The sequence below is a fragment of the Alteromonas sp. RKMC-009 genome (assembly GCF_003584565.2).
Classification (GTDB): domain Bacteria; phylum Pseudomonadota; class Gammaproteobacteria; order Enterobacterales; family Alteromonadaceae; genus Alteromonas.
The window spans coordinates 4,846,202-4,871,490 of the sequence record NZ_CP031010.1; the positions used below are offsets into that span (position 1 = coordinate 4,846,202).

18 protein-coding genes are annotated in these 25,289 nt (G+C 50.2%); 10 read left to right on the forward strand and 8 right to left on the reverse strand.

Features of this window, described 5'->3' with window-relative positions; genetic code table 11:
* Positions 1–41: 41 nt before the first annotated feature.
* Together lexA and DS731_RS21095 are read right to left on the reverse strand one after the other, a co-directional pair.
* On the reverse strand, positions 42–668 hold the full coding sequence (gene lexA / locus DS731_RS21090; protein ID WP_119503154.1) for a transcriptional repressor LexA: 627 nt from the start codon (positions 666–668) through the stop codon (positions 42–44).
* 84 nt (positions 669–752) lie between these two features.
* Positions 753–1,622, reverse strand: a complete 870-nt coding sequence (locus DS731_RS21095) for a LysR family transcriptional regulator (RefSeq protein ID WP_202980686.1) — start codon at positions 1,620–1,622, stop codon at positions 753–755.
* A gap of 102 nt (positions 1,623–1,724) precedes the next feature.
* On the opposite strand from DS731_RS21095, the gene DS731_RS21100 reads away from it, so the two are divergent.
* Positions 1,725–2,660, forward strand: coding sequence for an AEC family transporter (locus tag DS731_RS21100; RefSeq protein WP_119503562.1), 936 nt, complete (start codon positions 1,725–1,727; stop codon positions 2,658–2,660).
* Here the strand turns inward: DS731_RS21100 and DS731_RS21105 are convergent.
* The gene (locus DS731_RS21105) at positions 2,641–3,942 is read right to left on the reverse strand and encodes an MFS transporter (RefSeq protein ID WP_119503156.1); all 1,302 of its coding nucleotides are present in this window, start codon (positions 3,940–3,942) and stop codon (positions 2,641–2,643) included. The two genes, DS731_RS21100 and DS731_RS21105, sit on opposite strands and share 20 nt — an antisense overlap.
* 42 nt (positions 3,943–3,984) lie before the next feature.
* Entirely contained in the window at positions 3,985–5,004 is a 1,020-nt protein-coding gene (locus tag DS731_RS21110) for a LacI family DNA-binding transcriptional regulator (RefSeq protein WP_161599198.1), read from the reverse strand.
* A gap of 376 nt (positions 5,005–5,380) precedes the next feature.
* Between DS731_RS21110 and DS731_RS21115 the strand changes: the two genes are divergently transcribed.
* From DS731_RS21115 to DS731_RS21135, 5 genes are all read left to right on the forward strand, one after another.
* A complete protein-coding gene (locus tag DS731_RS21115; RefSeq protein WP_119503158.1) occupies positions 5,381–7,732 on the forward strand; it encodes a TonB-dependent receptor in 2,352 nt (783 codons plus the stop codon).
* A gap of 83 nt (positions 7,733–7,815) precedes the next feature.
* The gene (locus tag DS731_RS21120; RefSeq protein WP_119503159.1) at positions 7,816–9,480 is read left to right on the forward strand and encodes a sulfatase family protein; all 1,665 of its coding nucleotides are present in this window, start codon (positions 7,816–7,818) and stop codon (positions 9,478–9,480) included.
* Between the two features lie 12 nt (positions 9,481–9,492).
* Positions 9,493–11,157 carry a sulfatase family protein gene (locus tag DS731_RS21125; protein ID WP_119503160.1) on the forward strand — a complete coding sequence of 555 codons (1,665 nt, stop codon included), beginning with the start codon at positions 9,493–9,495 and terminating at the stop codon, positions 11,155–11,157.
* The gene (locus DS731_RS21130; protein WP_232373442.1) at positions 11,132–12,613 is read left to right on the forward strand and encodes a sulfatase family protein; all 1,482 of its coding nucleotides are present in this window, start codon (positions 11,132–11,134) and stop codon (positions 12,611–12,613) included. Before DS731_RS21125 ends, DS731_RS21130 begins: the two co-directional genes overlap by 26 nt.
* 16 nt (positions 12,614–12,629) lie before the next feature.
* A complete protein-coding gene (locus tag DS731_RS21135) occupies positions 12,630–14,879 on the forward strand; it encodes an ammonia-forming cytochrome c nitrite reductase subunit c552 (RefSeq protein ID WP_119503161.1) in 2,250 nt (749 codons plus the stop codon).
* On the opposite strand, the gene DS731_RS21140 is transcribed toward DS731_RS21135, so the two are convergent.
* On the reverse strand, positions 14,866–15,660 hold the full coding sequence (locus DS731_RS21140; RefSeq protein ID WP_119503162.1) for a hypothetical protein: 795 nt from the start codon (positions 15,658–15,660) through the stop codon (positions 14,866–14,868). The genes DS731_RS21135 and DS731_RS21140 overlap by 14 nt on opposite strands.
* A 158-nt stretch (positions 15,661–15,818) precedes the next feature.
* On the opposite strand from DS731_RS21140, the gene DS731_RS21145 reads away from it, so the two are divergent.
* The 3 genes from DS731_RS21145 to DS731_RS21155 all read left to right on the forward strand — a co-directional run bounded on the left by DS731_RS21145 (position 15,819) and on the right by DS731_RS21155 (position 19,825).
* Positions 15,819–16,244, forward strand: a complete 426-nt coding sequence (locus DS731_RS21145; protein ID WP_119503163.1) for a DUF2177 family protein — start codon at positions 15,819–15,821, stop codon at positions 16,242–16,244.
* A 114-nt stretch (positions 16,245–16,358) separates the two neighbouring features.
* Positions 16,359–18,809, forward strand: coding sequence for a glycerol-3-phosphate 1-O-acyltransferase PlsB (plsB, locus tag DS731_RS21150; RefSeq protein WP_119503164.1), 2,451 nt, complete (start codon positions 16,359–16,361; stop codon positions 18,807–18,809).
* Positions 18,810–18,841: 32 nt separating this feature from the next.
* A complete protein-coding gene (locus tag DS731_RS21155) occupies positions 18,842–19,825 on the forward strand; it encodes a Kelch repeat-containing protein (RefSeq protein WP_119503165.1) in 984 nt (327 codons plus the stop codon).
* Positions 19,826–19,874: 49 nt separating this feature from the next.
* Here DS731_RS21155 and ilvA read toward each other — a convergent pair whose 3' ends face one another.
* Genes ilvA through DS731_RS21170 form a run of 3 tightly spaced genes read right to left on the reverse strand, consistent with a single transcriptional unit; the run spans position 19,875 to position 24,219 of the window.
* Positions 19,875–21,404 (reverse strand): threonine ammonia-lyase, biosynthetic, encoded by a 1,530-nt coding sequence (gene ilvA / locus DS731_RS21160; protein WP_119503166.1) that lies wholly within the window; start codon positions 21,402–21,404, stop codon positions 19,875–19,877.
* Complete coding sequence (ilvD, locus tag DS731_RS21165; RefSeq protein ID WP_119503167.1) at positions 21,401–23,251, reverse strand: dihydroxy-acid dehydratase; 1,851 nt, start codon at positions 23,249–23,251, stop codon at positions 21,401–21,403. Before ilvD ends, ilvA begins: the two co-directional genes overlap by 4 nt.
* 35 nt (positions 23,252–23,286) lie before the next feature.
* On the reverse strand, positions 23,287–24,219 hold the full coding sequence (locus tag DS731_RS21170) for a branched-chain amino acid transaminase (protein ID WP_119503168.1): 933 nt from the start codon (positions 24,217–24,219) through the stop codon (positions 23,287–23,289).
* Positions 24,220–24,664: 445 nt separating this feature from the next.
* Here DS731_RS21170 and DS731_RS21175 point away from each other — a divergent pair, with 445 nt between their 5' ends.
* The gene (locus tag DS731_RS21175; protein WP_119503169.1) at positions 24,665–25,276 is read left to right on the forward strand and encodes a trimeric intracellular cation channel family protein; all 612 of its coding nucleotides are present in this window, start codon (positions 24,665–24,667) and stop codon (positions 25,274–25,276) included.
* The last annotated feature ends 13 nt before the right edge of the window (positions 25,277–25,289 follow it).

A 25,289-nucleotide genomic window follows, 5' to 3' on the forward strand; every position in this document is an offset into this window, starting at 1 on the left:
AGTGCGCACAATAGTTATTGCACCGCGCTTAGCGAAAAGCCTTACATCCAGTCAGCATTGCGGATAACACCTACAGCCAGACCTTCAATGTTGAATGGTTCAGCAGCAAGATCCACCTTGATGGTATCGAATTCTTCATTTTCTGCATGCAGCCATACTTCGCGGCCGCGTTTTTCCAGACGTTTTACCGTGACATCCTCATCAACCCTGGCAACAACAACCTGCCCATTGTGCACGTCAGTAGTACGGTGAACGGCAAGTAAATCACCATCCAGAATACCGATATCTTTCATACTCATACCGTTTACACGTAACAGGAAATCCGCACGGGGGTGGAACAGATCAGGGTCGACCTTGTAATGCATTTCCACATGTTCCTGCGCCAGAATAGGTTCACCTGCCGCAACACGGCCGATTAACGGTAAGCCTGCGTCTTCATCGTTTTCTGCTTCCAGCGGAATATTCAGCTTTATACCCCGTGAGGTACCCGCCAGAATTTCGATTACACCTTTACGGGCCAGCGCCTTTAAATGCTCTTCTGCTGCATTAGCTGATTTAAACCCTAATTGCTTCGCAATTTCCGCACGGGTGGGCGGCATGCCGGTTTCCAGCATGGTGGTTTTAATCAGTTCGAGAACTTCCGTTTGTCTTGGAGTAAGTGGACGCATAAACAGCCCTGTTTTTCTATACAGTTCCTGTGAGTATATACAGTTGCGCTGGTTTGACAAGGGCTGCCGGCGAAATTATTACGGTTATTTCGACGCGCACTCAATAAATCGGGCCAAAGCCGGGTTGCTGTTGTCCTGCTGCCATACCAGCACATATTCCACCACCGGCGCTCTGTTCAGCGGCAGCAGAACCACATCCGGCGGACACACCTGCTTCAGCGGTTCAGGCACAAGCGCAATCCCTACTTCACTGGCCACCAGCGACACGATGGTTTGCTGTAACTGGGTTTCTAACACCACACGGGGCACAAAGTTCGCTTCAGCACAGTACTGTTCAATGGTGTTACGCAGCTCCGGCGCCACATTGTGGGGCGTAACAATGAATTTTTCGTCAACTAAATCCTCTGCGCAGACTTTTTTTGCCCCGGCCAGCCGGTGGTGTTTATGAACAGCCAGACAGAGCGCTTCAGTGCGCAAAGACAGTATTTCCAGTCCCCGGGACGTCGCCGGCTTTAACATGATGGCGGCATCAAACTGCGCAGAAGTAACGCCATTAATTAACTCAAAGGGAATAACCTCCTGAATATGAAAGGACACAGCGGGATAACGGGACATAAACTGTCTGGCCAGTTCAGGCACAATGTTATAAGCCGCATGCATCATGAATCCCACAGACAAGCTTCCCGACTTTCCGGCACCGGTCGCTCTTGCCCGTTCCGCGGCTTTGCTGACCGATTGCAATATGGTTTTGCTGTCGCGGTAAAACTGCTTTCCTGCGGCAGTCAGACTCACGCCTTTCGGGTGACGACTGAACAATGCCGTACCCAGCTCTTCTTCCAGCAGTGCGATCTGGCGGCTGAGAGGTGGCTGAGTGATGTTTAGCCGCTGCGCAGCCCGACCCACATGACCGGTTTCAGCTACCGCAATAAAATATCTTAAGGGTTTTATATCCATGATGATTCAATATTTGTATCAGAATTAACTCAATTCTATATTGGATTGAATGATAAGACTAAAGGTAATCTGACCGCCGGTTCCCTGATCACCTGTCATTTCATGTTGTCTGTTTTCACGCTCATATTCCCCATATTTGCCCTCATATTCCTTGGCTGGTATTTACGCAAAAGGGATTTGCTGAACGACTCTGCCACTACACAACTCAATAAATTTGTTGTCTGGCTGGCGTTGCCTGCGCTGCTTTTTGACATCACAGCAACGTCTGCCATTGCGTCTCTCTGGCAACCGGGTTTTGTTTTGAGCTTCACCCTCGCCGTGTTTGTCATTTTTACGCTTACTGTCGCAGTACAAAGGAAACGTAATATGTCGCTATCAGAGAGTGCAATAGACGGGCTAAACACCAGTTACGCCAATACCGGATTTATGGGCTTTCCCTTGCTCATGGCGGTAGCAGGAAGCGAAACGCAGACGCCAGTGCTCATTGCGACAATCATCACCGTTTGTGTTTTATTTGCCGTTGCCATTGTGCTGATAGAGATTGATCTCAGTAAAGCAGTAAGCCTTCGTAGTCTGATTGCAGATGTAAGTGTAAAGCTGCTGAAAAACCCGGTGGTGATTGCACCAATGGCCGGGGTCATGTTTACCGCTTTTGATATTGACCCTCCCCATCCATTGCTGACCACGGCATCGTTGCTGGGTCACGCTGCAGCCCCCTGCGCATTGGTAACCATAGGATTGTTTATTGCGGGCAGTCATACCTCAACGAAAGGCAGCAGCGCTTCGGTTATCAGCTTTGTGATCACCAAACTACTTGTCCACCCGGCGCTGGCATACGTAATCGCGATGTTGATCATGCCTGATAACGCGACAGGGATTTTTTACGTGGTTTTACTCAGCGCGTTACCTGCAGGTACAGGCCCGTTTATGCTTGCAGAGTATTATCAGAAAGAGGCGGCGAAGGTCTCTGCGTCGATCCTCATCACTACCGTAATGTCGCCGTTTACCCTTGGCGTCATTATTTATCTTTTTCAGTAGCTAACGCGTTATGCACCGCCCGGGTGAGAGGATAAAACCAGAGCACCACAGCCCCGAGCAGACAGCCTGCGCTGGCTACCAGCGAAATGATTTCGACGAATAGCACAGACTCAATATCAGCGTTTGCACTTTGCGCCGCATATTCCAGCGCACCGGCAATCACAGCAAAAGACAGCCCGTCGCTTATCCGCATCACCAGATGAAATGCGCCAAAGGTAAGCGCCTGATTAGGTATCCCCTGATCCCTGGCACCGTACTCAATGGTGTCTGGTAATGCTGACCACACCAGTACCAGCAGTCCGCCTGAGAAAAAACCACAAACAACGAAATAAACACAGGCGCCGGTCATCGTGGCCGGGATCAGCAGAAGAAAGCTAAGGAAAGTCACAGCCAGCCCGGCCAGCGCAAGGATCATGGCATGATGCTTTTCCATGCGCTGTGAGAGATGGTTAAACCAGGGTAGCGCCACCAGCTTTCCTGCCGCCAGACTCATAATGAGCCAGGTCGTCAGCTTCTCGTCGTGAAAAAGCATGCTTGCGAAGTAAACGCCGGATTTGTAGAACACCGGAATAAAGATACACGGCAGCAATGAATATAACGCCAGTACCATGAATGCCTTATTTCGCAGGAGTGCACGGAATGCTTTACTGAGCGGAGGCGGGTGTTTGACCGCTGTCAGATTACCTTCCCGCCAGACCGGCAAAATACATAAATAAATATTCACCAGCATGAACACGCTTGCCGTGATAAGCAAGATAGTCCGCATCCCGTTATCCTGTGACTCCAGCATGGCAAGTGTATCGCCGGCAAATGCGGCGAAGAGCAGGATTGCACAGGAATTATAAAAAATGCGGGATGAAGACAGACGTGTCCGCTCATGGCTGTCTCTGGTCAGTGACCCCATCATCGCGTTGTGAGGTATGTCTACCAGTGCATAACCAATGCGAAAGAGGATGGTCACCACAAGATAAAAAGTAAACAGATAGTCCGCACCGGCTGGCAGGGGATAAAACAAAATAGCGAACGACAGTACTGTCAGCGGCGCACCTGAGGCGATGACTTTCTGGTAGTGCAAATTATATCTGTCGAGAAGCAGAGACAGCGAGATATCCAGCACGCCGGAAACAAGCAGAGACACCATCAGGATCAGGCCCGCTGCCGCTGCCCCCAGTCCCTGTATATCGGCAAAATAATAAAGCAGCAGTAAATCAGTAAAGTTCCAGAGTGTACTTTTAGTAAAAGCGCCGGATGCATAGGCCTGTCTCTGGAAAAATGTCAGCATGAGCAGCTTCCGGAGGGCGGGATAGCAACCGGCATATTCATATCAGAGCAGCGGCCCGCAGGAGCTTCGCTGCACGTATTTACACGTCAGATCTTCTTTCTCTTCATAGGGACGATGCAACACAAGCTGTTGGATCAGCTTGCCGGCCGCTGCGCGCCCCAGATTGCCCACCGGCTGGTGCACAGTGCTGAGTGGTGGCCACAGATTCTTACTGGAAGGGTCGTCATCAAAACCTATCACCGATACATCGTAGGGGATCCGCAATTTCAGCTGGCTGGCCACTTTGTAAACCAGAGTGGCAAGATAATCATTGAAGGTAAAAAATGCGGTGGGGCGCTCGTCCCCGGACAGCAGGCGACGAATAATCTTTTCATATTCTTCATCTGACGACATAGGGCCCTGAAAAACCAGCGATGTATCAATAGGAATATCAAAATCGCGGTGCGCTTCTTCATAGCCCTGATAACGCAGTAAGCCACCGTGTACATTGTTAAAATTAATGATCGCAACACGGCGGTGCCCCAGCGTAAGTAAATGACTCACCGCCTCTTTCACGCCGGCCACAATGTCACAGGAGACGCAGCTGTTGGCGTCCAGTGACATAGGCAGAATTTTAACCGCCGGTTTTTGTTCAGCTTCGATGACTGACAATACTCCCTGATCATCACACAGTGGTGGCGTAAGAATGTAACCGTCAGGGTTTGAACGTTCCGCCAGTGCCTTAACCTGTTCGGCCAGCGAGGTTCTGTCTTTTACCGGCCGCACCAGTAAATCGTAGCCGGCTTCGTCACACACTTCGATGGCACCGGATGTCAGTCTCGCCGAATAGGAGTTCGAGGCATAGTCCATATATAACAGACAAATAAGATAAGACTGTTTAGTGCGCAGGCGCCTGGCATTGAGGTCCGGCCGGTAGCCAGTTACGGCCACTGCACTGAGCACCTTTTCTTTATTTTTATCTCTGACTGTCGGGTCATTATTTAATACACGGGATACCGTTTTAATTGATACACCGGCAACCCGGGCGACATCATGTACCGTGAGATTCTTATCCGTCTTCATTATGGCGAGCTTCATTTATTTATGAATACATTGTGCCACAGAAGGCACCTGTCAGAGAATCCATCAGGTTGTAAAAAGTTCCTCAAATAGACAACGATGGCATATATTTAATACAAATAGCTTTATAACCATTAAGAATATATAAAATAAATTCAACTAAAATCATCAAATTAAATTTAATTGATTTAACAAATAGCAAAAAGACAACGATAGACTTTTTAAATATCAACGTAGTATGATTGTTAAACATTTAACAGATATTAAACATTTGCCGCACCGGATTTTGCTGTACCGGTGAATGATAAAAATAAAAACCGTTAATTTGCCGGGTGCTGATAACAGCCCCGAAAGGACTACACTCTGAGGAGAAAATCCGATGTTTAACAAAAAACCACTGAATCGCGCATTGTTGCTCGCACTGGGCACGATGACATCCACTTATGCCGCCGCTCAGGACAACACCAGTGATGAGGCGAAAGCGAACTCACAACTGGAGGTCATTGAAGTCACCGCACAAAAGCGGGTACAGGGCTTCATGGAAGTACCGGTTGCCGTTACCACAGTATCCGGCGAAATTTTAGATGCCGCTCAGGCCACAGAATTCCAGGACTTAGTTCAGGTAAGTCCGTCGGTGACATTTAACCAGTCCGGCGATATGCGTGGTTCCGGTGTGAACATTCGCGGGATTGGTACCACCGCGTTCCAGACCGCTGTAGAACCTACTGTCAGTACAGTCATTGACGGTGTCCCCCTTGGCCGTACGGTACAGTTTTTGTCGGATCTGGCAGATATTGACCGGGTTGAAGTACTACGCGGACCGCAGGGCACCTTGTTTGGTAAAAATGCTTCCGGTGGTGTACTGAGTATTTTTACTAAACGTCCGGAAGATTCATTCTTTGGTGAAGTCCGCCTTACGCTCACTGATGATGACGCCTGGGGCATGATGGGTCAGGTGACCGGCCCGATCAGTGACAATGTGCGCGGACGGTTGTCTTTTTATAACCGTGATTTCGATGGTTTTGTGGAAAATGTTACTAATGGCGACACCATCAACGGAGACGAAAGTAAAGGTGTAAGAGGTAAACTCGATATCGATCTGGGCATGAATGACAACGTTTATATTATTGCCGATTATTCGAAGCAGGAAAGGGACTGCTGTACGCCAGTTTTACAAAGTATTGGCCGGGGTTCACTGGCAGACTTGCATCAGTTAGGAGAAGACTATGCCGACGTGGATGTATCCTGGGGTAACAACAAGGTCAAGATTGCCAGTCCGGCATATTCAAACACTGAAACCGGCGGGATCTCAGTTGAATACAACCACAGCTTTGAAGACTTTGCGCTGACCTCAATTACTGCTTATCGCGGCTTCACCCTGGAAACAGCTCAGGATGCAGATATCAATCCGTACACGTCGCCGGTAACAGGCCATGTACTGTTCACCAAAAACGGCGCTTCCGGCGACGGCGATCAGCAACAAACCCAGTTCTCACAGGAACTGCGTTTATCCGGCCAGGCCACTGATAATATTTTCCTGACAGCGGGTGCATTCTACTGGGAGCAAACCGTTGAGCGTTATTTTGAACGTGAAGTGATGCGCTGCGCCGATGCCTACGATCCGGCTGTGGGCACTGTCGCCTGTTCAGAAGAAGGCTCAGGCATCGGTTTTGCTGCGATGGACTCAAAAGTTGATACCCGCAACTACGCATTCTTTGGTCAGGCAGACTGGGATGTAACCGAAGATTTTACTGCGTCATTGGGCCTGCGCTACACCAAAGATGAAATATCTTTTGATTTCGCCCGCGGTGCTGCAGTCATTACCGGCCCGTTCTCAGGATTACCGGCACTGCCTGCGTCAGCCGGGTATTTCACCAATGAAACCGAAGACGACGCACTGACAGGCCGCCTGGCGCTGTCGTACGATATCAACGATACCACCATGATTTTCGGTAGCTATGCCGAAGGTTACAAAGCCCCTGCCTTCGACCTGATTTTCTCGCTGAACGAAAGCCGAACCGCACCGGTACCGGCGGAAACAAACAAAGCCTGGGAAGGCGGCGTGCGTTCAGAGTTTTTCGACCGCAGACTGCGTCTGTCTGTCACCGGTTTCCACACTACCTTCGAAAATTTCCAGGGTCAGGCTTACAACCCGGAAACGGTGACCTTCTCACTCACCAGCGCCGGTGAAGTCATCACCGAAGGTCTGGAAGTGGAGTTTAACGCCAAGCCTGTCCCTGAGTTACTGATCAGTGGTGGTGTCGCCTTTATCGATGCAACCTACGGTGAATTCCAGGATCAACAATGCTATTTCAATCAAACAGCAGCACAAGGCTGTATTGACGGCTTCCAGTCGATTACCGGCGGAGATGTGCCTAACTCTCCGGATACCAAGTTTACCCTGTCCGGCAAATACAACATCTACCTGGACGGCGAGATGGATATGTTCGTCAGCGCCAATTACCGCTGGCAGGATGAAACCCAGATGAATCAGAACCAGGCACCGTATCTTATTCTGCCAAGCTACAGCGTATTGGATCTGACTGTCGGTCTGCAGGCTGATGACGGTAAATGGGTCGCCAGTGTATTTGCGAAAAATGCACTCAACGACACCTATGTTGCTCAAATCGGTACCGCTATCTTTGATCAGAGCAACATTAACGCGCAGCTGACCAGAGACTTCCAGCGTTATATGGGTGTTGAATTTACATACCGCTTCGGCGCTTACTAACCCGGTGATACATTTCGCGGATAAAAGACAACGTTGCTTTTATCCGCACTTTTTCACTTTTTACGAATACGGAATAAACAATCATGCCCGACACATTCACTAAGAAGCTGTTAACTGCTGCCAGCGCCATCGCCTTAAGTTTGTCGATGAATGCCGGCGCTGCAGAACAACAGCGTAACGTTATTTTTGTACTGATGGATGACCTTCGCTACGACGGTATGGGTTTTCTGCAGGAAGAACTGCAAACCCCGAACATTGATAAACTGGCTGAAACCGGTGTGTATTTTCCCAATGCGGTAGTGACATCTTCACTGTGTTCACCCAGCCGCGCCACCATTCTCACCGGCATGACCGCCCGTAATCACAAGATTGTTGATAACAATAACTCCAGTGAAGAAGGCCTGACCTTCTTTCCGAAATACCTGCAACAGGCAGGTTATCAAACCGGCTTTTTCGGTAAGTGGCACATGGGCAGCCATTCAGATATGCCCCGTGACGGATTTGATAAATGGGTCAGCTTTCCGGGACAGGGAGCGTATTACCCGACTGACGCCATTCCGGCTCCGATGCTGGCGAAAGGTATGGTGAATCAGCTCAACGTGGACGGTAAGCACGTTGACCAGAAAGGCTACATCACAGACGAGCTGACGGATTACGCACTGGACTGGTTGAAAAATGATGTGAAAGGTAATCAGCCATTTTTCATGTACCTGAGCCATAAAGCCGTGCACTCCGATGCCACGCCTGCAGAACGCCATAAAGGACAGTACGATGATGTGGATTTCAAATTACCGGACTCAGCGGTGGTGACAGAAGAGGACGCGAAGAACAAGCCCATGTGGGTACATAACCAGCGCAACAGCTGGCACGGCACAGACTTTTTCTATGCCAGTGACCGCACTATGGAAGCATACCTTAAAGACTATTACGCCACCTTGTCAGCCGTTGATGAAAGCCTGGGCGAGTTAGTGCAGTACCTGAAAGACAACGATCTGTACGACAATACCATGGTGGTATTTTACTCTGACAACGGCTTTCTGATTGGCGATCACGGCCTTATCGATAAGCGCAATGCTTATGAAGGCTCAGTACGCGTTCCTCTGGTGATCAGCGCGCCGGGCCTGCTGCCACAAGGTGCGACCAACGAGGCACTGGTGAGAAACCTGGATATGGCTCCTACTTTCCTCGAACTGGCGGGCGCGGCGCAGCCTGAACAGTTTGAAGGAAAAAGCTTTTTACCCGTCGCATCCGGCAAGGTAGCAGAAGAAGACTGGCAGTCGCCTGATTTTGTTTACGAGTACTACTGGGAATGGTCTTTCCCCATGACGCCTACCACCTTCGCCATTCGTCGCGGCGATCTTAAATACATCCAGTATCACGGTGTCTGGGACATCGAAGAACTTTACGATCTGAAAAACGACCCGGAAGAAATGCATAACCTTATCCGCGATCCGAAATATGCTCATGAGTTACTGCCACTGCGTCAGGCGCTCTACGCCGCTCTGCGTCCTGCTGATAACAGCAAGCCCTCGGTACCCTTTAACGCAAGGCTGGCTGAAGGTATGAACTTGCGCAAGAAAGACGGGTTGAAGGCTGCTCCGTTCCCGGACTGGTGGCTGGTTGAGCCCAACCGCAAAGACATGTACATGGGACTGTTTCCTGATACGCCGATGAAAATCGACATGCAGCGTAAAGGTGAAATGTACTTCCCGTGGATGGAAAAAACGGCTGACAAGCCTCTTCATTAAGGAGTTTGGTAAATGCGAATGTTACGCTGGTTAACTTTCACCGTTGTTGCCGGTTTATCCCTTACCGCATGGGGAAAGCAACCCAACATCTTGTTCATCGTTGCCGAAGATCTGAGCCCGCGCATAGGAACCTACGGCGATGAGATTGCTAAGACCCCAAATATTGATGCACTCGCTGAGCAAGGCATTCGCTTTACCAACGTTTATGCAGCGGCTGGGGTGTGTGCGCCGAACCGCTCTGCACTCATATCAGGTATGTATCCCATTTCTATGGGAACCCATCAAATGCGTACCTCCCAGTTACCTTTGCCAAATGGTAAAACCGGATACGAAGCCGTTACTCCCGCGCAGATGAAAGCATTTCCGGAACTGCTCCGGCGGGCCGGTTATGAAACGGTGAATTTCGCCAAGAAAGATTACCAGTTCGGCACACCTTCAACCCTCTGGGATAAAGATATTGGTAACTATTTTTCGCCACTGAAAGCAGATTTATGGAATGAACTCTCCGGCGGGAAACCATTCTTCGCGATGATAAACCTGATGTCGACTCACGAAGGACACCTGTTAACAGAAGACGGCAAAGCCGCAGAAAAATTTAAGGGCTTTACGGATTTAATCAAAAAAGATCTGGCAAGGGTGCAGGCAGTCACCGATCCGGCCTCCGTCACCGTGCCCCCTTATTACCCTGACACACCTGTGGTACGCCGGTCCATCGCACAGCACTATGACAATATTCATTATATGGACAGCCAGGTAGGAGAGATCCTTGCTGCACTGAAACGGGACGGCCTCAATGACAACACCATTGTTGTGTGGACCACAGATCACGGTGATGCGCTGCCCCGGGCCAAACGCTCAGTTTATGACACCGGCCTGCATATACCACTGATTGTGCGGTTTCCCGACAGACGCGGCGCCGGTACACAAAACGACAGGTTAATTTCTATGGTGGATTTTGCGCCAACGTTTTTATCCTTTGCCGGTGCACCGCTCCCTGATTTCTTACAGGGTACGGGTATCTTCTCCGGCGAACAGAGAGAGTATATCTTCGCAGCCAGAGACCGCATGGATATGGTGCCTGATAAAGTACGCGCCGTAAGAGATCTCCGCTTTAAATACATCAGAAATGACATGCCTGAACTGCCGTACTTCAGACCACTGGTTTTCCGCGACATGTTTCCTGTGATGATTGCCTGGTGGGAAGGGCTGAATAAACAAAGCCTTAATCCCGCACAGCAATTTTACTTCGAGGCTCCCAGGCCCGGTGATGAACTTTACGATACAGACAATGATCCCTGGGAAACCCGCAACCTGGCAGACGATCCGTCACAAAGAGCACGCCTGAGCCGGATGAAGAAAGCGCTGAAAAACTGGGAGGTACAGGTTCATGATAAAAGCACTGAGCCGGAAACCAGTATGGTCGGGGCCATGTGGCCGGGGTTTGAACAGCCGGTGACCGCCAGCCCGCAATTTAAGCTGACCGAATGCAACCGGCAGGTTTGCGTTGCGATTACCTCGTCCAGCGACAATGCATCCGTTGCCTGGCGAATGGCAGCCGGGGAGCCCTGGCAACTGTATACCCAACCCGTTCCTGTCCAACCCAACAGTTATATCGAAGCAAAAGCCGTCCGCTACGGCTATCAGGAAAGTAATGTGGAGCAATATCATCATGACTAAGTTTTCTGTAGCAACACTGTTATCTGCCACCATCGGCGCAGCATGTTTGCTACCTGCATTTTCAGCCAGCGCAAAAAGCACTGAGCAACCCAATGTCATTATCATTTTCGCTGACGATATGGGTTACGGCGACATGAGCAATAACGGACACCCCACACTCACCACGCCTAATCTGGATAAAATGGCGATGGAAGGACAGAAATGGACAAATTTCTACGTGGCTGCTCCGGTGTGTTCCCCCAGCCGCGCCGGTCTGATGCTGGGACAATATCCCGTTCGTGCGGGACTGGTATCATCCACGCCAATGCGTCAGGTTTTCCGCGAAGACTCCTTGGGAGGCATGCCGGACAGCGCAACTACCATACCTGAAGCACTCAAAGCACAGGGCTACGACACGGCGATGATTGGTAAATGGCATATTGGCCATCTGCCACAATACCTGCCGGTCAATCACGGGTTCGACAGCTGGTTTGGTATTCCTTACTCCAACGATATGGATCAGGATTTTGAGAAAATTCAGCAGTTGAATGGCCCGGACTGGAGCGTAAAAAACTGGAATAAAGGCAAACAGTGGACTAACCCCAAATCAGAATACTTCCGTGTGCCACTGATGCAGGGAGAGGAAGTCATTGAACGTGCGCCCGACCAGCATCAAATTACCAAAACCTATACCGCAAAGGCACAGGATTACATTAAGTCTCATAAAGACAATCCGTTCTTTTTGTATATCGCCCATGCGATGCCTCATGTGCCACTTTTCGCATCAGAGGAATTCGAAGGACGCAGCACACAAGGTCTTTACGGCGATGTGATAGAAGAACTGGACTGGTCAGTAGGTCAAATTCTGCAAACATTGAAAGATGAAGGCATCGATGACAACACGCTGGTGATTTTCAGTTCAGACAACGGCCCCTGGTTGTGGTTCGAAACCATGGGCGGCAGTGCCGGACTGCTTCGCGGTGGTAAAGCCGACGTTTTTGAGGGGGGAATGCGTGTTCCCGGCATCTTCTGGTGGCCCGGACATGTCAAACCGGGGATCCGTCACGATATTGGTTCCACCATTGATTTACTGCCCACACTGGTGGATTTAGCCGGTGGTGAAATTCCCAAAGACAGCGACGGTTATTCAGTCAAAAGCACACTTCTGGACGGTGAAGATGCAGTCCGTGATGTGTATTTTTACTACCGCGGAGCAAAAGTGTTCGCTGTCCGTAAAGGCCGCTACAAAGCCCACTTTATTTACAAAGAAGGCTACGGCGGCAACCCCGGAGAAACACTGGCAGAGCCGTTATTGTTTGACCTGAACGCCGATCCTTCCGAGAAATACAACATTGCTTCAGAGAACAAAGCCATTGTTGCAGAGCTCGCCGCACTGCGGGAACAGCACGCGGCAAGCATTAAACCGGTTGAAAACCAGCTGGATAAGTGTCAAAAAGGGTCGCGACTTTGTCAGTAACGAAAAGCAGATCATAGTGAACAACCTGATAAGGGGCTGCCTGGCAGCCCTGTTTTTATGCATTACCTTTACCGCCACAGCCAGTAGCGATAAGCGCTATACCGGTGCGGAAACCTGCCTGTCCTGCCATGAGAAGGAAGGGGACGCCTGGCGTCAGTCTGATCACTATCACAGCATGCTGCCTGCCAGTGACGAAAGCGTGCTGGGAAACTTTAACGACATGACTTTCAGTGCGGGAGCCCGCACTTCCCGTTTCTTCAAAGAAGGTGATGCTTACTTTGTCGAAACGCTGAACGGCCAGGGAGAAAAACAAAAGTTCGACGTGGTTTACACGTTCGGCTTCAGACCACTGCAGCAGTATTTATTACGGACAACCGGCGGACGACTGCAAGCTTTTGATGTGGCATGGGACAGCCGGCCGGCAGAGCAGGGTGGGCAGCGCTGGTACCAGTTGCAGAACGATGAAGTCACCGATCCGGAACATCCTTTTTTCTGGACAGGTTACTATCAGAACTGGAACAGCCGCTGTGCTTCCTGCCACTCGACCAATTTACAAAAGCACTATGACCCCGTTAATAATACGTTTGATACTGTATACTCAGACGTTAATGTGGCTTGTGAAAGCTGCCATGGCCCTGGCAGTGAACATATCAAACTGGCCGGTGAAGGCACGTTAAGCGCAACCAACACAGGCCTTAAGGCGTTGGGCAAAGCCATCGCTTTTCATTTTAAGCCAGGAGACGCCATTGCACGGCCCCAGTCTTCTCCTGCCCCAATCAGTGAACTTGCCCTGAATACCTGCGGAGGGTGCCACAGCCGCAGAGCAGAATTAGGTGAACCGGATCTGACACAGCCATACCACCAGCAATTCCAGTTAGATGCCATCGACGAACCGCTATATTTCAGTGACGGTCAGATCCGTGATGAAGTTTTTGTACTCGGTTCATTTATGCAAAGCAAAATGGCGCAGGCTGGTGTTACCTGTATCCATTGTCATGATCCCCACTCGGGCAAAACCCGCCTGCCCGGAGCTCAGGTATGTGCAACATGTCACCGTCCTGACGTATTCATGGCCGACACCCATACCTTGGGTCATAGAGACGCCAACTGCCTGGACTGTCATATGCCGGCGCGCACCTACATGGGCGTGGATGACCGACGGGATCATAAATTCCACCGGCCTTCAGCCCTGAATGAAGACAGTGTGCGACCCTGCGCCACCTGTCATGAAGACAAATCCACGGCCTGGCTGCGCGATGCTGTTGAAAAATGGCCTGCCCGTGACGGCGCATCGCCGGATACCTCAGGTGAATGGGCAAAGTTAAATGCGGCATTAACCACGTGGGATCCTGCAGCCATTGCTGAATCCGCATCACTGCTTTCCGACCCAAAAATTACGCTGCCTGATTTACTCACCAGTGCCCTCACCAGAAAAGTGGCCGCTCAGGCTCCGCAGCAAGCCGTAAAACTGATAAAAGCTCAGGCGGCTTCGCCATCTGCAGCGGTACGCCGTGGCGCTGCTATGGCAGCACCGTCTTTATCAGCACAGCAACAGGCAGCTGTACTGGCTTCACTTGCAGATGATCCGGCATTGTCTGTACGCAGTGAGGTGGCAGCGGCACTGCTGAATGCACCTGCAAACAGTATTCTGCCAGAGGCGCAAATCAGCCCTCTTTTGGCAGAATATGAAGCCACACTGCTGGCCACGCGGGATCATCCCGGCGCCAACACCGGTCTCGCCCAACTGGCTTTGCGTAAAGGAAACATCATCGACGCAAAAATGTATTACGAGGCAGCGCTTCGCGTTGACCCGGCCAACTTACCGGCTCTGCTGAGCTTTGCCGATTTTTTGCGCAACATGGGTAATGAGGACGGCGAGAAAAGATATCTGACAAATGCACTGACCATCGCACCGGATTCCGGAGCCGTGCAGTTTGCCTACGGACTCATGTTAGTGCGGGACAAGCGTTATGAAGCAGCGACGACGCATCTGGAAAAGGCCGCTGGGGCAGAAGATGCCAGCCCGCGTTTTGCCTTTGTTTACGGCGTATCCTTGTGGCAGCTCAAACAACCCGAAAAAGCACTCACGGTGCTGGATGACGCGGCAACAAGATGGCCGGGCGATTATGATTTGCTGACAACACGCGCTAAATACGCCTATCTAAGCAAAAACGCCGTGATGCTCCAGAAAGCAGTCACGGCGCTGGGTAAGGTGTATCCGCAGGACAGCGTATATCTGCAGTTAAAACCGCTTATTCAGCCTTAGCGGCAGACGGCGCCTCAATGTGATGTGCCGTTACTCCCGCCGGATATAATAAACTGCGACGAAAGGTCGATGTTACCGTTACATCACCAAATCCGGCATCTTTCAGTACAGCTTTGATGGACTTGTTCGAATAGCAACGCAGGCTCGACACAATGCCATCCCACAATAACATTAGCGGTACTACCGGGATCAGATAGGTGAAAATGGCAGTCACCAGCAATAACCGGCGCTCGGTGATAAACGGTAACATGATCATCGCCACCAGCGGGCCTAACAGCATAGACACGTAACTCATAAAGGAGTTATCACAATACTCCAGCACCAGCACATCATCACCGTGTGACAGATTGAGCTTGAAGATCTGCGCCACCTGTTCGTTGTCAAAGTGGTGGAAAGAGTTAATAAAGATTTTCGGGCAGCGGAAATCCGGATTGTCTTTCAGCACGTCAATGGGTTGTTCCAGATAATGAATACGGTCATCACCCAGATTGTTAATGCGCTCACGGAATTCCGGGTTTTTATCAATCATGAAATCCGACAGGTAAAAACGCAGATCTTTCTTATTCAGCTCCTTCATCAACAGTTCGTTGACATAGCCACTGCCGGCACAAGGATCCATCACTGTGCCTCCGGCTTTGTTGATAAAGCGGTTCAGTTCAGGCAACCATAATCTGTGATAGCCGAATACTTTATACAATGCGCCCATAAAGCGACGCAGAAAGGCGTGATAAAACTCCGGAACCCAAAATAAATCACCGAATTCAAACAATTTTTTCTGCATGGTATCCCCGCGTTCTGTCCTTTTATCGTTGTAGGGTGAACAGTAAATAAACCTGTCATCGCCACAGGGTAAGTCTGTTTAGTATGGCTTATGTTGCGATAAACGGTTGAGCTATTTTTTCGCTGAACCTTTTACGCGCTTTTTCCGTTTATGATCTTATGCATTATTCTTTTAAAACACTCACCGGCGCATACATCGCCGTACTACTGGCTTTTGCCTGCCTGGACGCAGTCTGGCTGGGCGTTATTGCTATGCCGTCGTATCGTGAAGCGTTTGAAAGTCTGTTGCGACCGCAATTTATTACCTGGCCATGGATCGCATTCTATCTGCTTTACTGTACTTCGGTCGTCTGTTTAACGATACGTCCTTATGCCGGAAAGAACCTGATTCATACTTCATTAGCGGGCCTGGCCCTGGGGGCTACCGCCTACGGAACCTACAATCTGACCTGCTATTCCATTATCCGGGACTGGCCATTGAGTATGACTTTGATTGACTGGATATGGGGAACCGTGGCCACAGGAATCATTGCCACCTGCGGCGGTTTTGCAGCACAAAAAATCAGCGATAAACTGGCGCACTGAGGGTGACTCAGGCCCAAAGACCCCCTATCATGGTAACCCCGTCTTATGTTCATCTGGATCGCAGTAAATTTATGGTAGACTGCGCCCGTTTTCTCAACACAGGATTCCATTTTCATGTCGTGGATGCGCAAAACGCTTTTGTCAGTGTTTCATTATCCCGTAAAGTTGCTGGTAAAAGACCACAACATTCCCGCGAATGTCGAAAAAGAACTGGGTATCGACCGCACTAAGCCGATCATTTATCTGCTGCCCACCAACTCTGTGACCGACCAGCTTGCGCTGCGTATGTGCACACAGCGGTTAGGTTTGCCCAGCCCTGTGAAAGATGTCGAACTGGCCGGCAAAACCTATCCCGCCAGTGTCTTTCTGCGTAAAACGGAACCCTTGTTCGGACAGCCGTCCCAGACGGATGTAGAATCAATATTCTCAGATCTTTTCCACTTGCATCGTGACCATGAAGATGTGGATGTGCAGGTTGTCCCGGTTTTCGTTACCTGGGGACGTGCGCCGGGTAAAGGCAAACCCGGCCTGAGTGATTTAATTGCCCATCATGCCTCACCAAGCTGGCTGCGAAAATTCTTTATTGTGATGTTTCTGGGCCGCGATAACTTCATCAATTTTAGCAAAGCCGTATCAGCGAGAGAAATGTCGACCCAGCGGGGTACGGATGATTCGATTGCTCACAAACTTGTGCGCGTAGCAAGTACTCACTTCCATCGTAAGCGCCAGAGTATGACGGGCCCCACTTTGCTCGAACGTCAGGAATTGCACAATGCAATCCTGGGGTCGGAAGCAGTTAAACGGGCCATGGCTGAAGAATCTGCGTCGAAAAAGGCGAAGAAACAGGATCCTAAAGAAGCTGTCAGAGAATACATCGATGAGATTGCAGCAGACTACCGTGAAGGCTTGATCCGGTTCGGTGATCGCATCCTTACACGAATCTGGAACAAGATTTATAACGGTATCAGTGTGGGCCACAGCGAGCGGATCCGTGAACTGGCTGCCAACGGTCATGAGATCATCTACGTGCCCTGTCATCGCAGTCATATGGATTACATGTTACTGACCTATGTGATTTATCACGAAGGTATGGTGACGCCTCACATTGCTGCGGGTATCAATCTTAACTTCTGGCCGGCGGGTCCCATTTTCCGTCGTAGCGGCGCCTTCTTCCTGCGCCGCAGTTTTGCCGGGAACAAGCTTTACACTGCGGTTTTCCGTGAATATCTGGAATTACTGTTTAATAAAGGCTATTCCGTTAAATATTATCCGGAAGGTGGCCGCAGCCGCACAGGTCGTCTTATACCGCCTAAAACCGGTATGCTTGCCATGACTATGCAGGCAGTACTTAAAGGTGTTCAACGCCCTGTGAGTATTGTGCCTGTGTACATCGGGTACGAAAACGTGATGGAAGTAAAAAGCTATCTCAGTGAACTGAAAGGCAGCGGCAAAAAGAAAGAATCTAATTTGCAGGTGTTTTCTGCCATCAGAAAACTGAAAAATTATGGCCACGGTTACGTAAACTTCGGTGAGCCGATTCAGTTGAATCAGTTCCTTGAACAAAGCGTTCCTGACTGGCGTGAAACCTTACCTGCAGACCCGGAGAAAAAACCAAACTGGCTGACGCCACTGGTTAACGATCTGGCCCACGAGGTAATGCTGCGCATTAACCGCAATGCTGCCATTAACGGTATGGCGCTGATTTCTTTATGTCTGTTGTCATCTAAAACTCAGACCATGACGGAAAAAGAGTTGGTCAGGGTGATGGACAACTACCTGGCGTTGCTGCGCAGTGCACCGTACAGTGATGACGCCACCATTCCCGCCAGCAACGCCAGAACCATGCTGGAAGAAACCCTGGCGTTGAAGCGCTTTGATATCAGTCAGGATGGCTACGGCACGATGATCGCGCCATTAAAAGATGCCGCTGTATTCCTTACATATTACAGAAATAATATTCTTCATTTGTTTGCTTTACCCGGTGTGATCCTTTCAGCAGTCTTCGGCCGGCCCGGCATTCACCGTCATGAGATATTACGCCTGATGGCAGCACTATACCCTTTGCTGCAACGGGAGCTTTTCATCTACATGACTCAGGATGAGGCGCTGGCTTACACCGACAAGCTCATCACCACTTTGCTGGAACAAGGCATGCTGACAGAGATGGAGCAGGGACTGTTGCATCCGCCGGCATCATCAGACCGGGCGTTCCATTCAGCCTGGCTGCTGAGCCGCTGTATGCAGGAAACTTTCCAGCGCTACGCGGTGGTACTTACCATTATTGAGCGTGAACGGGTGATAAGCCGCAATAGTCTGGAGCGGACCAGCCGGCAGGTGGCGGAACGTCTGTCGACCTTATACGGCATGAACTCTCCGGAGTTTTACGACAAGAATGTGCTTTCTTCTTTCATTTCTGCCCTGCGGGAGAACCACTGGCTGGATTCTGCGCCGGATGGCAGTCTGAAGTATTCTGAAGAAAGCGATGCGCTGCGCCAGGATGTGTTGTCTCTGGTGTGGCCTGAAATTACCCAGCACTTGCAGAATGTGGAAGCAACGTGCGGGTAACGGATCCACGTGTAAAAGTGAAAAGGAAAGTTATGATACAGGGCACTTGTCGATATTTATTTGCCTTCGCAGTGACGCTGATGCTGGCGTCATGTTCATCTGTGCCGGATATCAGCGAATACCGGAAACCGGCGGGGTTCAAGCTGGAAAGTCCCCGTCTTGGTGCCGGTGCAGCTACCGATCAGAAAACCATATTTGTGTTTGGTGGCAGTAACCAGAAGGGTCTGCTGAATGATGTGGAAATTCTCGACCCGGCGACCAAAAACGTGCAGGTGCTGAAAAACCATATTATTCCCCGCCGCTATTTTTCGTCAGTTTACGATGACAATAACCACGTGTATCTGATTGGCGGGATCTCTGCGTCAAAACAACGGGCAAACTATGAAAGCACCGTTGAGGTGTTTAATACCGTTACCCGTAAAGTGACTAAAGCGGCGACATTACCTTACCCTACGCGTACTAACACAGCAGTATACCTGGATGGCAAAATCTATGTGCTGGGCGGCTCTCACCACGACTGGCAGACCCGCAAGCTTAAACCTACAGCACTGATGGCAGTTTATGATATCAGCAAGGACGAGTGGTCTCTGGGCGCGCCGATGCCCACAGCCAAGTCCACGTCAGCTGTCACATGGCAAAATAAAATTTATGTCGTTGGCGGTTACACCGGTGAAGAGCAACTTGATGTGTTTGAACAGTACGATCCGGCGACTAAAAAGTGGAAATCTCTGCCTCCGCTGCCGGAGCCTGTCAGCGCACATACCACCACTGTGTGGCGTGATTACCTGATAGTGTTTGGTGACTACAACAATCTTGATGCTGTGTGGACTTACGACTTTAAGGCAGGCACCTGGCATCAGAGCGACTTATCCATGACCGGTGTCAGACACGCAAAAGCGGTTACCTACAACGACGCTGTATATTTGATTGGCGGTAATCAGGACTCACCGGGTCCTGTGCTCGACACTATTCAGATATTTGATGCGAAGCAATTGCGTCAGGCCGTTGGAAAATAGCCTGATCCAATTCATTCAGACATAAAAAAGGGGCTGTTCAGCCCCTTTTTTATGACAGGAAGAATTTATACGCGGGGTCGTCTGTGACCTCTTTAAACTCGTAGCTTAACTGCTGCAAGTGAGCATTAAATTCATCACGGCTTTCCGGTGGAATTTCAAAACCGGCAAGCACCAGACCTTCAGCGGCTCCATGATTACGGTAATGGAACAGTGTTATGTTCCAGCGTTCACCCAGTGTTCCAAGGAATTTAAGTAACGCCCCCGGGTGCTCAGGAAACTCGAAAGTAAACACCGCTTCGTTCAGCAACGCTGGTGGTCTGCCGCCAACCATATGGCGTACGTGCAGCTTCGCAAGCTCGTTGTCGCTCATATTGAAGCAGTCGTAACCCTGTTCAGTCAGCGAGTCATTCAGCGCAGCAAACTCCTGCTTACCGCCTTTAAGATTTACACCCACAAAGATGTGCGCGTCTTTCTCGTTAGCAAAACGGTAATTGAATTCAGTGATAGCTTTACCGCCAAGGACTTCACAGAATTGCTTGAAAGCCCCCTTACGCTCGGGGATCTTCACTGCAAAAACAGCTTCTTTCTGCTCACCTAATTCACAACGCTCAGACACATAGCGCAGCGTGTGAAAATTAATGTTGGCACCGCACAGAATACCACCCAGCTTCTTGCCCTTGATATTATGCTCTGCCACATATTTCTTAATAGCCGCCACAGACATCGCACCGGCAGGCTCTGCGATAACACGGGTGTCATCGAAAATATCTTTGATTGCCGAACATATTTCGTCATTGGTAACAGTGATCACGCCGTCCAGCAATCTTTCACACAGACGGAACGTTTCTGTCCCCATAGTTTTTACCGCAACACCGTCGGCGAAAATACCCACCGAGGGCAGAGTCACGATTTCACCGGCTTCCATGGCCGCCTTAAAGCAGGCTGATTCTTCCGACTCTACACCGATGATTTTGATGTCCGGCTTCAGTTGTTTCAGATACACCGCAATACCCGCAGCCAGACCACCACCGCCGATAGCCACAAACAGAATATCCAGATTAGGATTCTGCTCCAGCAGCTCCCGGGCTACAGTTCCCTGGCCGGCAATAACATCAGGGTCATCAAACGGAGGAATAAAGGTGTAGCCGTGGGTTTTCGCCAGCATCTGCGCGTGCTTGCTGGCCATATCGAAATTCGTGCCGTGGAGCACAATGTTGGCGAAGTGCCCGCCGAAGCGGCGTACCGCATCCACCTTGATATCCGGCGTGGTTTCCGGCATCACGATGGTGGCATGTACGCCTTTCTTCTTTGCACCATATGCAAGACCCTGAGCATGATTACCTGCAGATGCTGCAATAACACCAGCATCCAGTTGCGCTTTGCTCAGCGCACTTAATCTGGTGTAAGCACCGCGGAGTTTGAAAGATTTAACCGGCTGCTGATCTTCACGTTTCAGATAAATATCATTACCTGTCAACTGCGAGAGTCTGGATAACACAGACAACTCGCTGTTAACCGCAACTTCATAAACCGGCGCTAACAAGACCTTTTTGAGGTATTCGTGATCGCTGACGGTCATATGTCTTCCAGTTTAGAGGCATCCCGCACAGCACCTTTGTCTGCACTGGTAGCCAGCATGGCAAAGTTCTTCAGTGACAGAGACACTTTACGTTCGCGGTTCTTCGGTTTCCAGGGCTTGTCGCTGGCTTCCATCGCGGCACGGCGGTGAGCCAGTTCCTCGTCAGAAATCGCAATGTTGATAGTCCGGTTAGGGATATCAATTTCAATCTTATCGCCGTCTTCCACCAGACCAATGCCGCCACCGCTGGCCGCTTCCGGTGAACAGTGACCAATAGACAAACCGCTGGTACCGCCAGAGAAACGTCCGTCAGTGATAAGGGCACAGGCTTTACCCAGACCTTTCGATTTCAGGTAGGAGGTCGGGTACAGCATTTCCTGCATGCCCGGGCCGCCTTTCGGACCTTCGTAACGAATGATAACCACATCACCGGCTTTCACTTCGTCACCCAGGATGCCTGCTACCGCATCATCCTGGCTTTCGTAAATCTTCGCAGAACCGGTAAATTTGAGGATAGATTCATCCACACCCGCCGTTTTCACGATACAGCCATCAACTGCCAGGTTACCGTACAGAACCGCCAGACCACCGTCCTTGCTGTAAGCATGTTCAAGATCGCGGATACAGCCTTCGCTACGGTCGGCATCGGCTTCATCCCAGCGACAATCCTGACTGAATGCCTGCGTAGTGCGGATACCTGCAGGGCCTGCACGGAAGAAAGTATCAGCATCTTTGTTTTCAGGATTAGTGATATCCCAGTCGCTGATCACTTCCGGAAGCGTCTTACCGAGAACGTGATGCACGTCCTGATTCAGCAGACCGGCTTTATTGAGTTCACCAAGAATACCCAGTACGCCACCGGCGCGGTGCACGTCTTCCATGTGATATTTAGGTGTAGACGGTGCCACTTTACACAAATGCGGCACTTTCCGTGACAGACGGTCGATATCTGCCATGGTGAAAGGCACTTCACCTTCCATTGCCGCTGCCAATAAATGCAGAATGGTGTTTGTAGAACCGCCCATGGCGATATCCAGACTCATAGCATTTTCAAATGCCTTGAACGATGCAATGTTGCGTGGCAACGCAGTTTCATCATCATTCTTGTAGTAACGCTCACACAACTCGACTATCAGCTTACCCGCCTGCTTAAACAGCTTCTCGCGGTCAGCGTGAGTAGCCAGCATAGAACCGTTCCCTGGCAGGGACAGACCCAGCGCTTCTGTTAAACAGTTCATCGAGTTTGCGGTGAACATGCCTGAGCACGAACCACAGGTCGGGCAGGCAGAACGCTCAATCTGGTCTGTGTCTTCGTCGCTGACGCGGTCATCCGCAGCAGCAACCATGGCATCAACCAGATCCAGCTTAATCAGTTGATCTGACAACTTGGTTTTACCGGCTTCCATGGGGCCGCCGGAAACAAACACCACAGGAACATTCAGACGCATAGACGCCATCAGCATTCCCGGGGTGATTTTGTCGCAGTTAGAAATACACACAATGGCATCAGCGCAATGGGCATTCACCATGTATTCAACGGCATCAGCAATGATTTCACGTGAAGGCAGGCTGTACAGCATACCGCTGTGGCCCATAGCGATACCGTCGTCTACCGCAATGGTGTTGAACTCTTTAGCAACGCCACCGGCTTCTTCTACACTGCGGGCAACAAGTTGTCCGAGATCTTTTAAATGCACATGCCCTGGCACAAACTGCGTGAAGGAGTTGGCAATAGCAATAATCGGCTTTCCGAAATCAGTGTCTTTCATACCGGTAGCGCGCCACAGCGCACGTGCGCCGGCCATATTTCTTCCCTGGGTGGAGGTTGCAGATCGTAACTTGGGCATAATGCTTTCCCGTTTCTTAATTCAATTCAAAAAAATTACTTATAAACCGGCGTTAACCAGTTCCATTTATCTTCAGTCTTGCCGTTGAACAAGCCAAAGAACATGTCCTGTACTTTCTCAGTGATCGGGCCACGGGCACCGTTACCTACTGAAATACCGTCAACACTACGGACCGGCGTTACTTCAGCTGCTGTACCGCACATCAGAATTTCGTCAGCCAGGTACATCGCTTCACGCGGGATATTCTCTTCACGGACTTCATAGCCCATTTCTTTCAGCAGGGTGATCACTGTGTCACGGGTGATACCCGGCAGAATGGCTGCCGTCTTCGGTGTGGTAGATACGATACCGTTGCGGATAACAAAGATGTTCTCACCGGCACCTTCCGAGATATAACCGTTACGGTCCAGTGCGATACCTTCACCGTAACCATGACGACGGGCTTCCATCGAGATAAGTTGTGAAGACAGATAGTTACCACCGGCTTTTGCACCGGTAGGGATGGTATTGGCCGCCAGACGGTTCCATGAAGAAATACCGGCATCCACACCATTCTTCAGTGCTTCTTCACCTAAGTAAGCTCCCCATTCAAAAGCAGCAATGGCCAACTCAGTTTCAGTACCGAAAGGTACAGCCAGACCCATACCGATATCGCCGTAATAAGCGATTGGACGAATATAAGCTGATTTCAGTTCATTCTTACGAATGATATCCATGGTTGCTTCATTGATTTGGTCCAGCGTATAAGGAATCGTCATGCGGTAAATTTTCGCAGAGTCCAGCAGACGCTTGTTGTGCTCGTCCAGACGGAAGACGCAGGTTCCTTTATCTGGCGTGTTGTACGCACGGATCCCTTCAAAGACAGATGAACCGTAATGAATAGCATGCGTCATTACATGCACAGTTGCATCTTTCCAATGCTTGATTTCACCGTTAAACCAAATAAATTCTGCTGGTTGCTTAGCCATGTTAATTCCTTCCTGTAGCAGGCAGTTCGCCTGAAACCGTTAGTTCGGTACAAAATAAGTGACAAGACAAATGTCTTAAGACGAATGATACATGACCGCAGTGAAGTGCCCAATAACCTCTCCGGACTCTGCTTGCGACTGGACAGGAATATTTACACCTTTTGTAAGGTTGCAGACACACCTGTTCACGCCTGATTTCGCCTGTAGGTCGACACAGAAAAGGATAGTCCCTGAATACGGACTTGTTATGACTGGATTGTTGATAGTTCGGAATTTTATAAAGGGCCGGAACAGGCCCCCGGATCGTGGCTGGCTGACCACGAATCTGTATGATGCGAAGAAATAGCATGAAACCCATGCCATAATCAAGTATTTTGCGCCCTGAACGCCGATTTTCCGTTTAACCGGCGTGCGTGTTAAGCAATAAAAAAAGCTGAGTAAAGAAATGACAGACTGGTTTCACTGGTTAAACCTGGCGGGTGTGGCTGTTTGTGCCATTTCCGGCACTTTAATGGCTTACCAGAAAAAAATGGACGGCTTCGGAGTCGTTGTACTGGCATCGGTGACCGCGATTGGTGGCGGCACGCTGCGGGATATCATGCTCGATTTGCCGGTATTCTGGATTCAGAATACCGACTACATCTATACCACTTTAATTGCTGCGCTGGCGACCATTGCGTGGCTCAGAGTCAGCCCGCGATTTCCCTATCACTACTTATTGATCGCCGATGCGTTCGGTCTGGCGTTATTTAATGTCGTCGGCATGGAAAAGGCACTTATTCATGAAGCGCCCATGTCTGTGGCCATCGCCATGGGGACGATTACCGGCGTTTTTGGCGGCCTGCTGCGTGATGTTATATGTCGTGAAGTCCCGCTGGTACTGAACGGAGAGCTTTACGCCATTACCTGCATTACCGGCGGATTAAGTTACGCATTGCTGCTTTATTCCGGCTTTGATCAACATTACTGCCCCTGGGCTGCTTTGCTTGTCACCGTCGTCATGCGCCTGTGTGCCATGCGGTGGCACTGGCAACTGCCGGTTTTTAAGCCCGACTGAGAACTGTTCACCG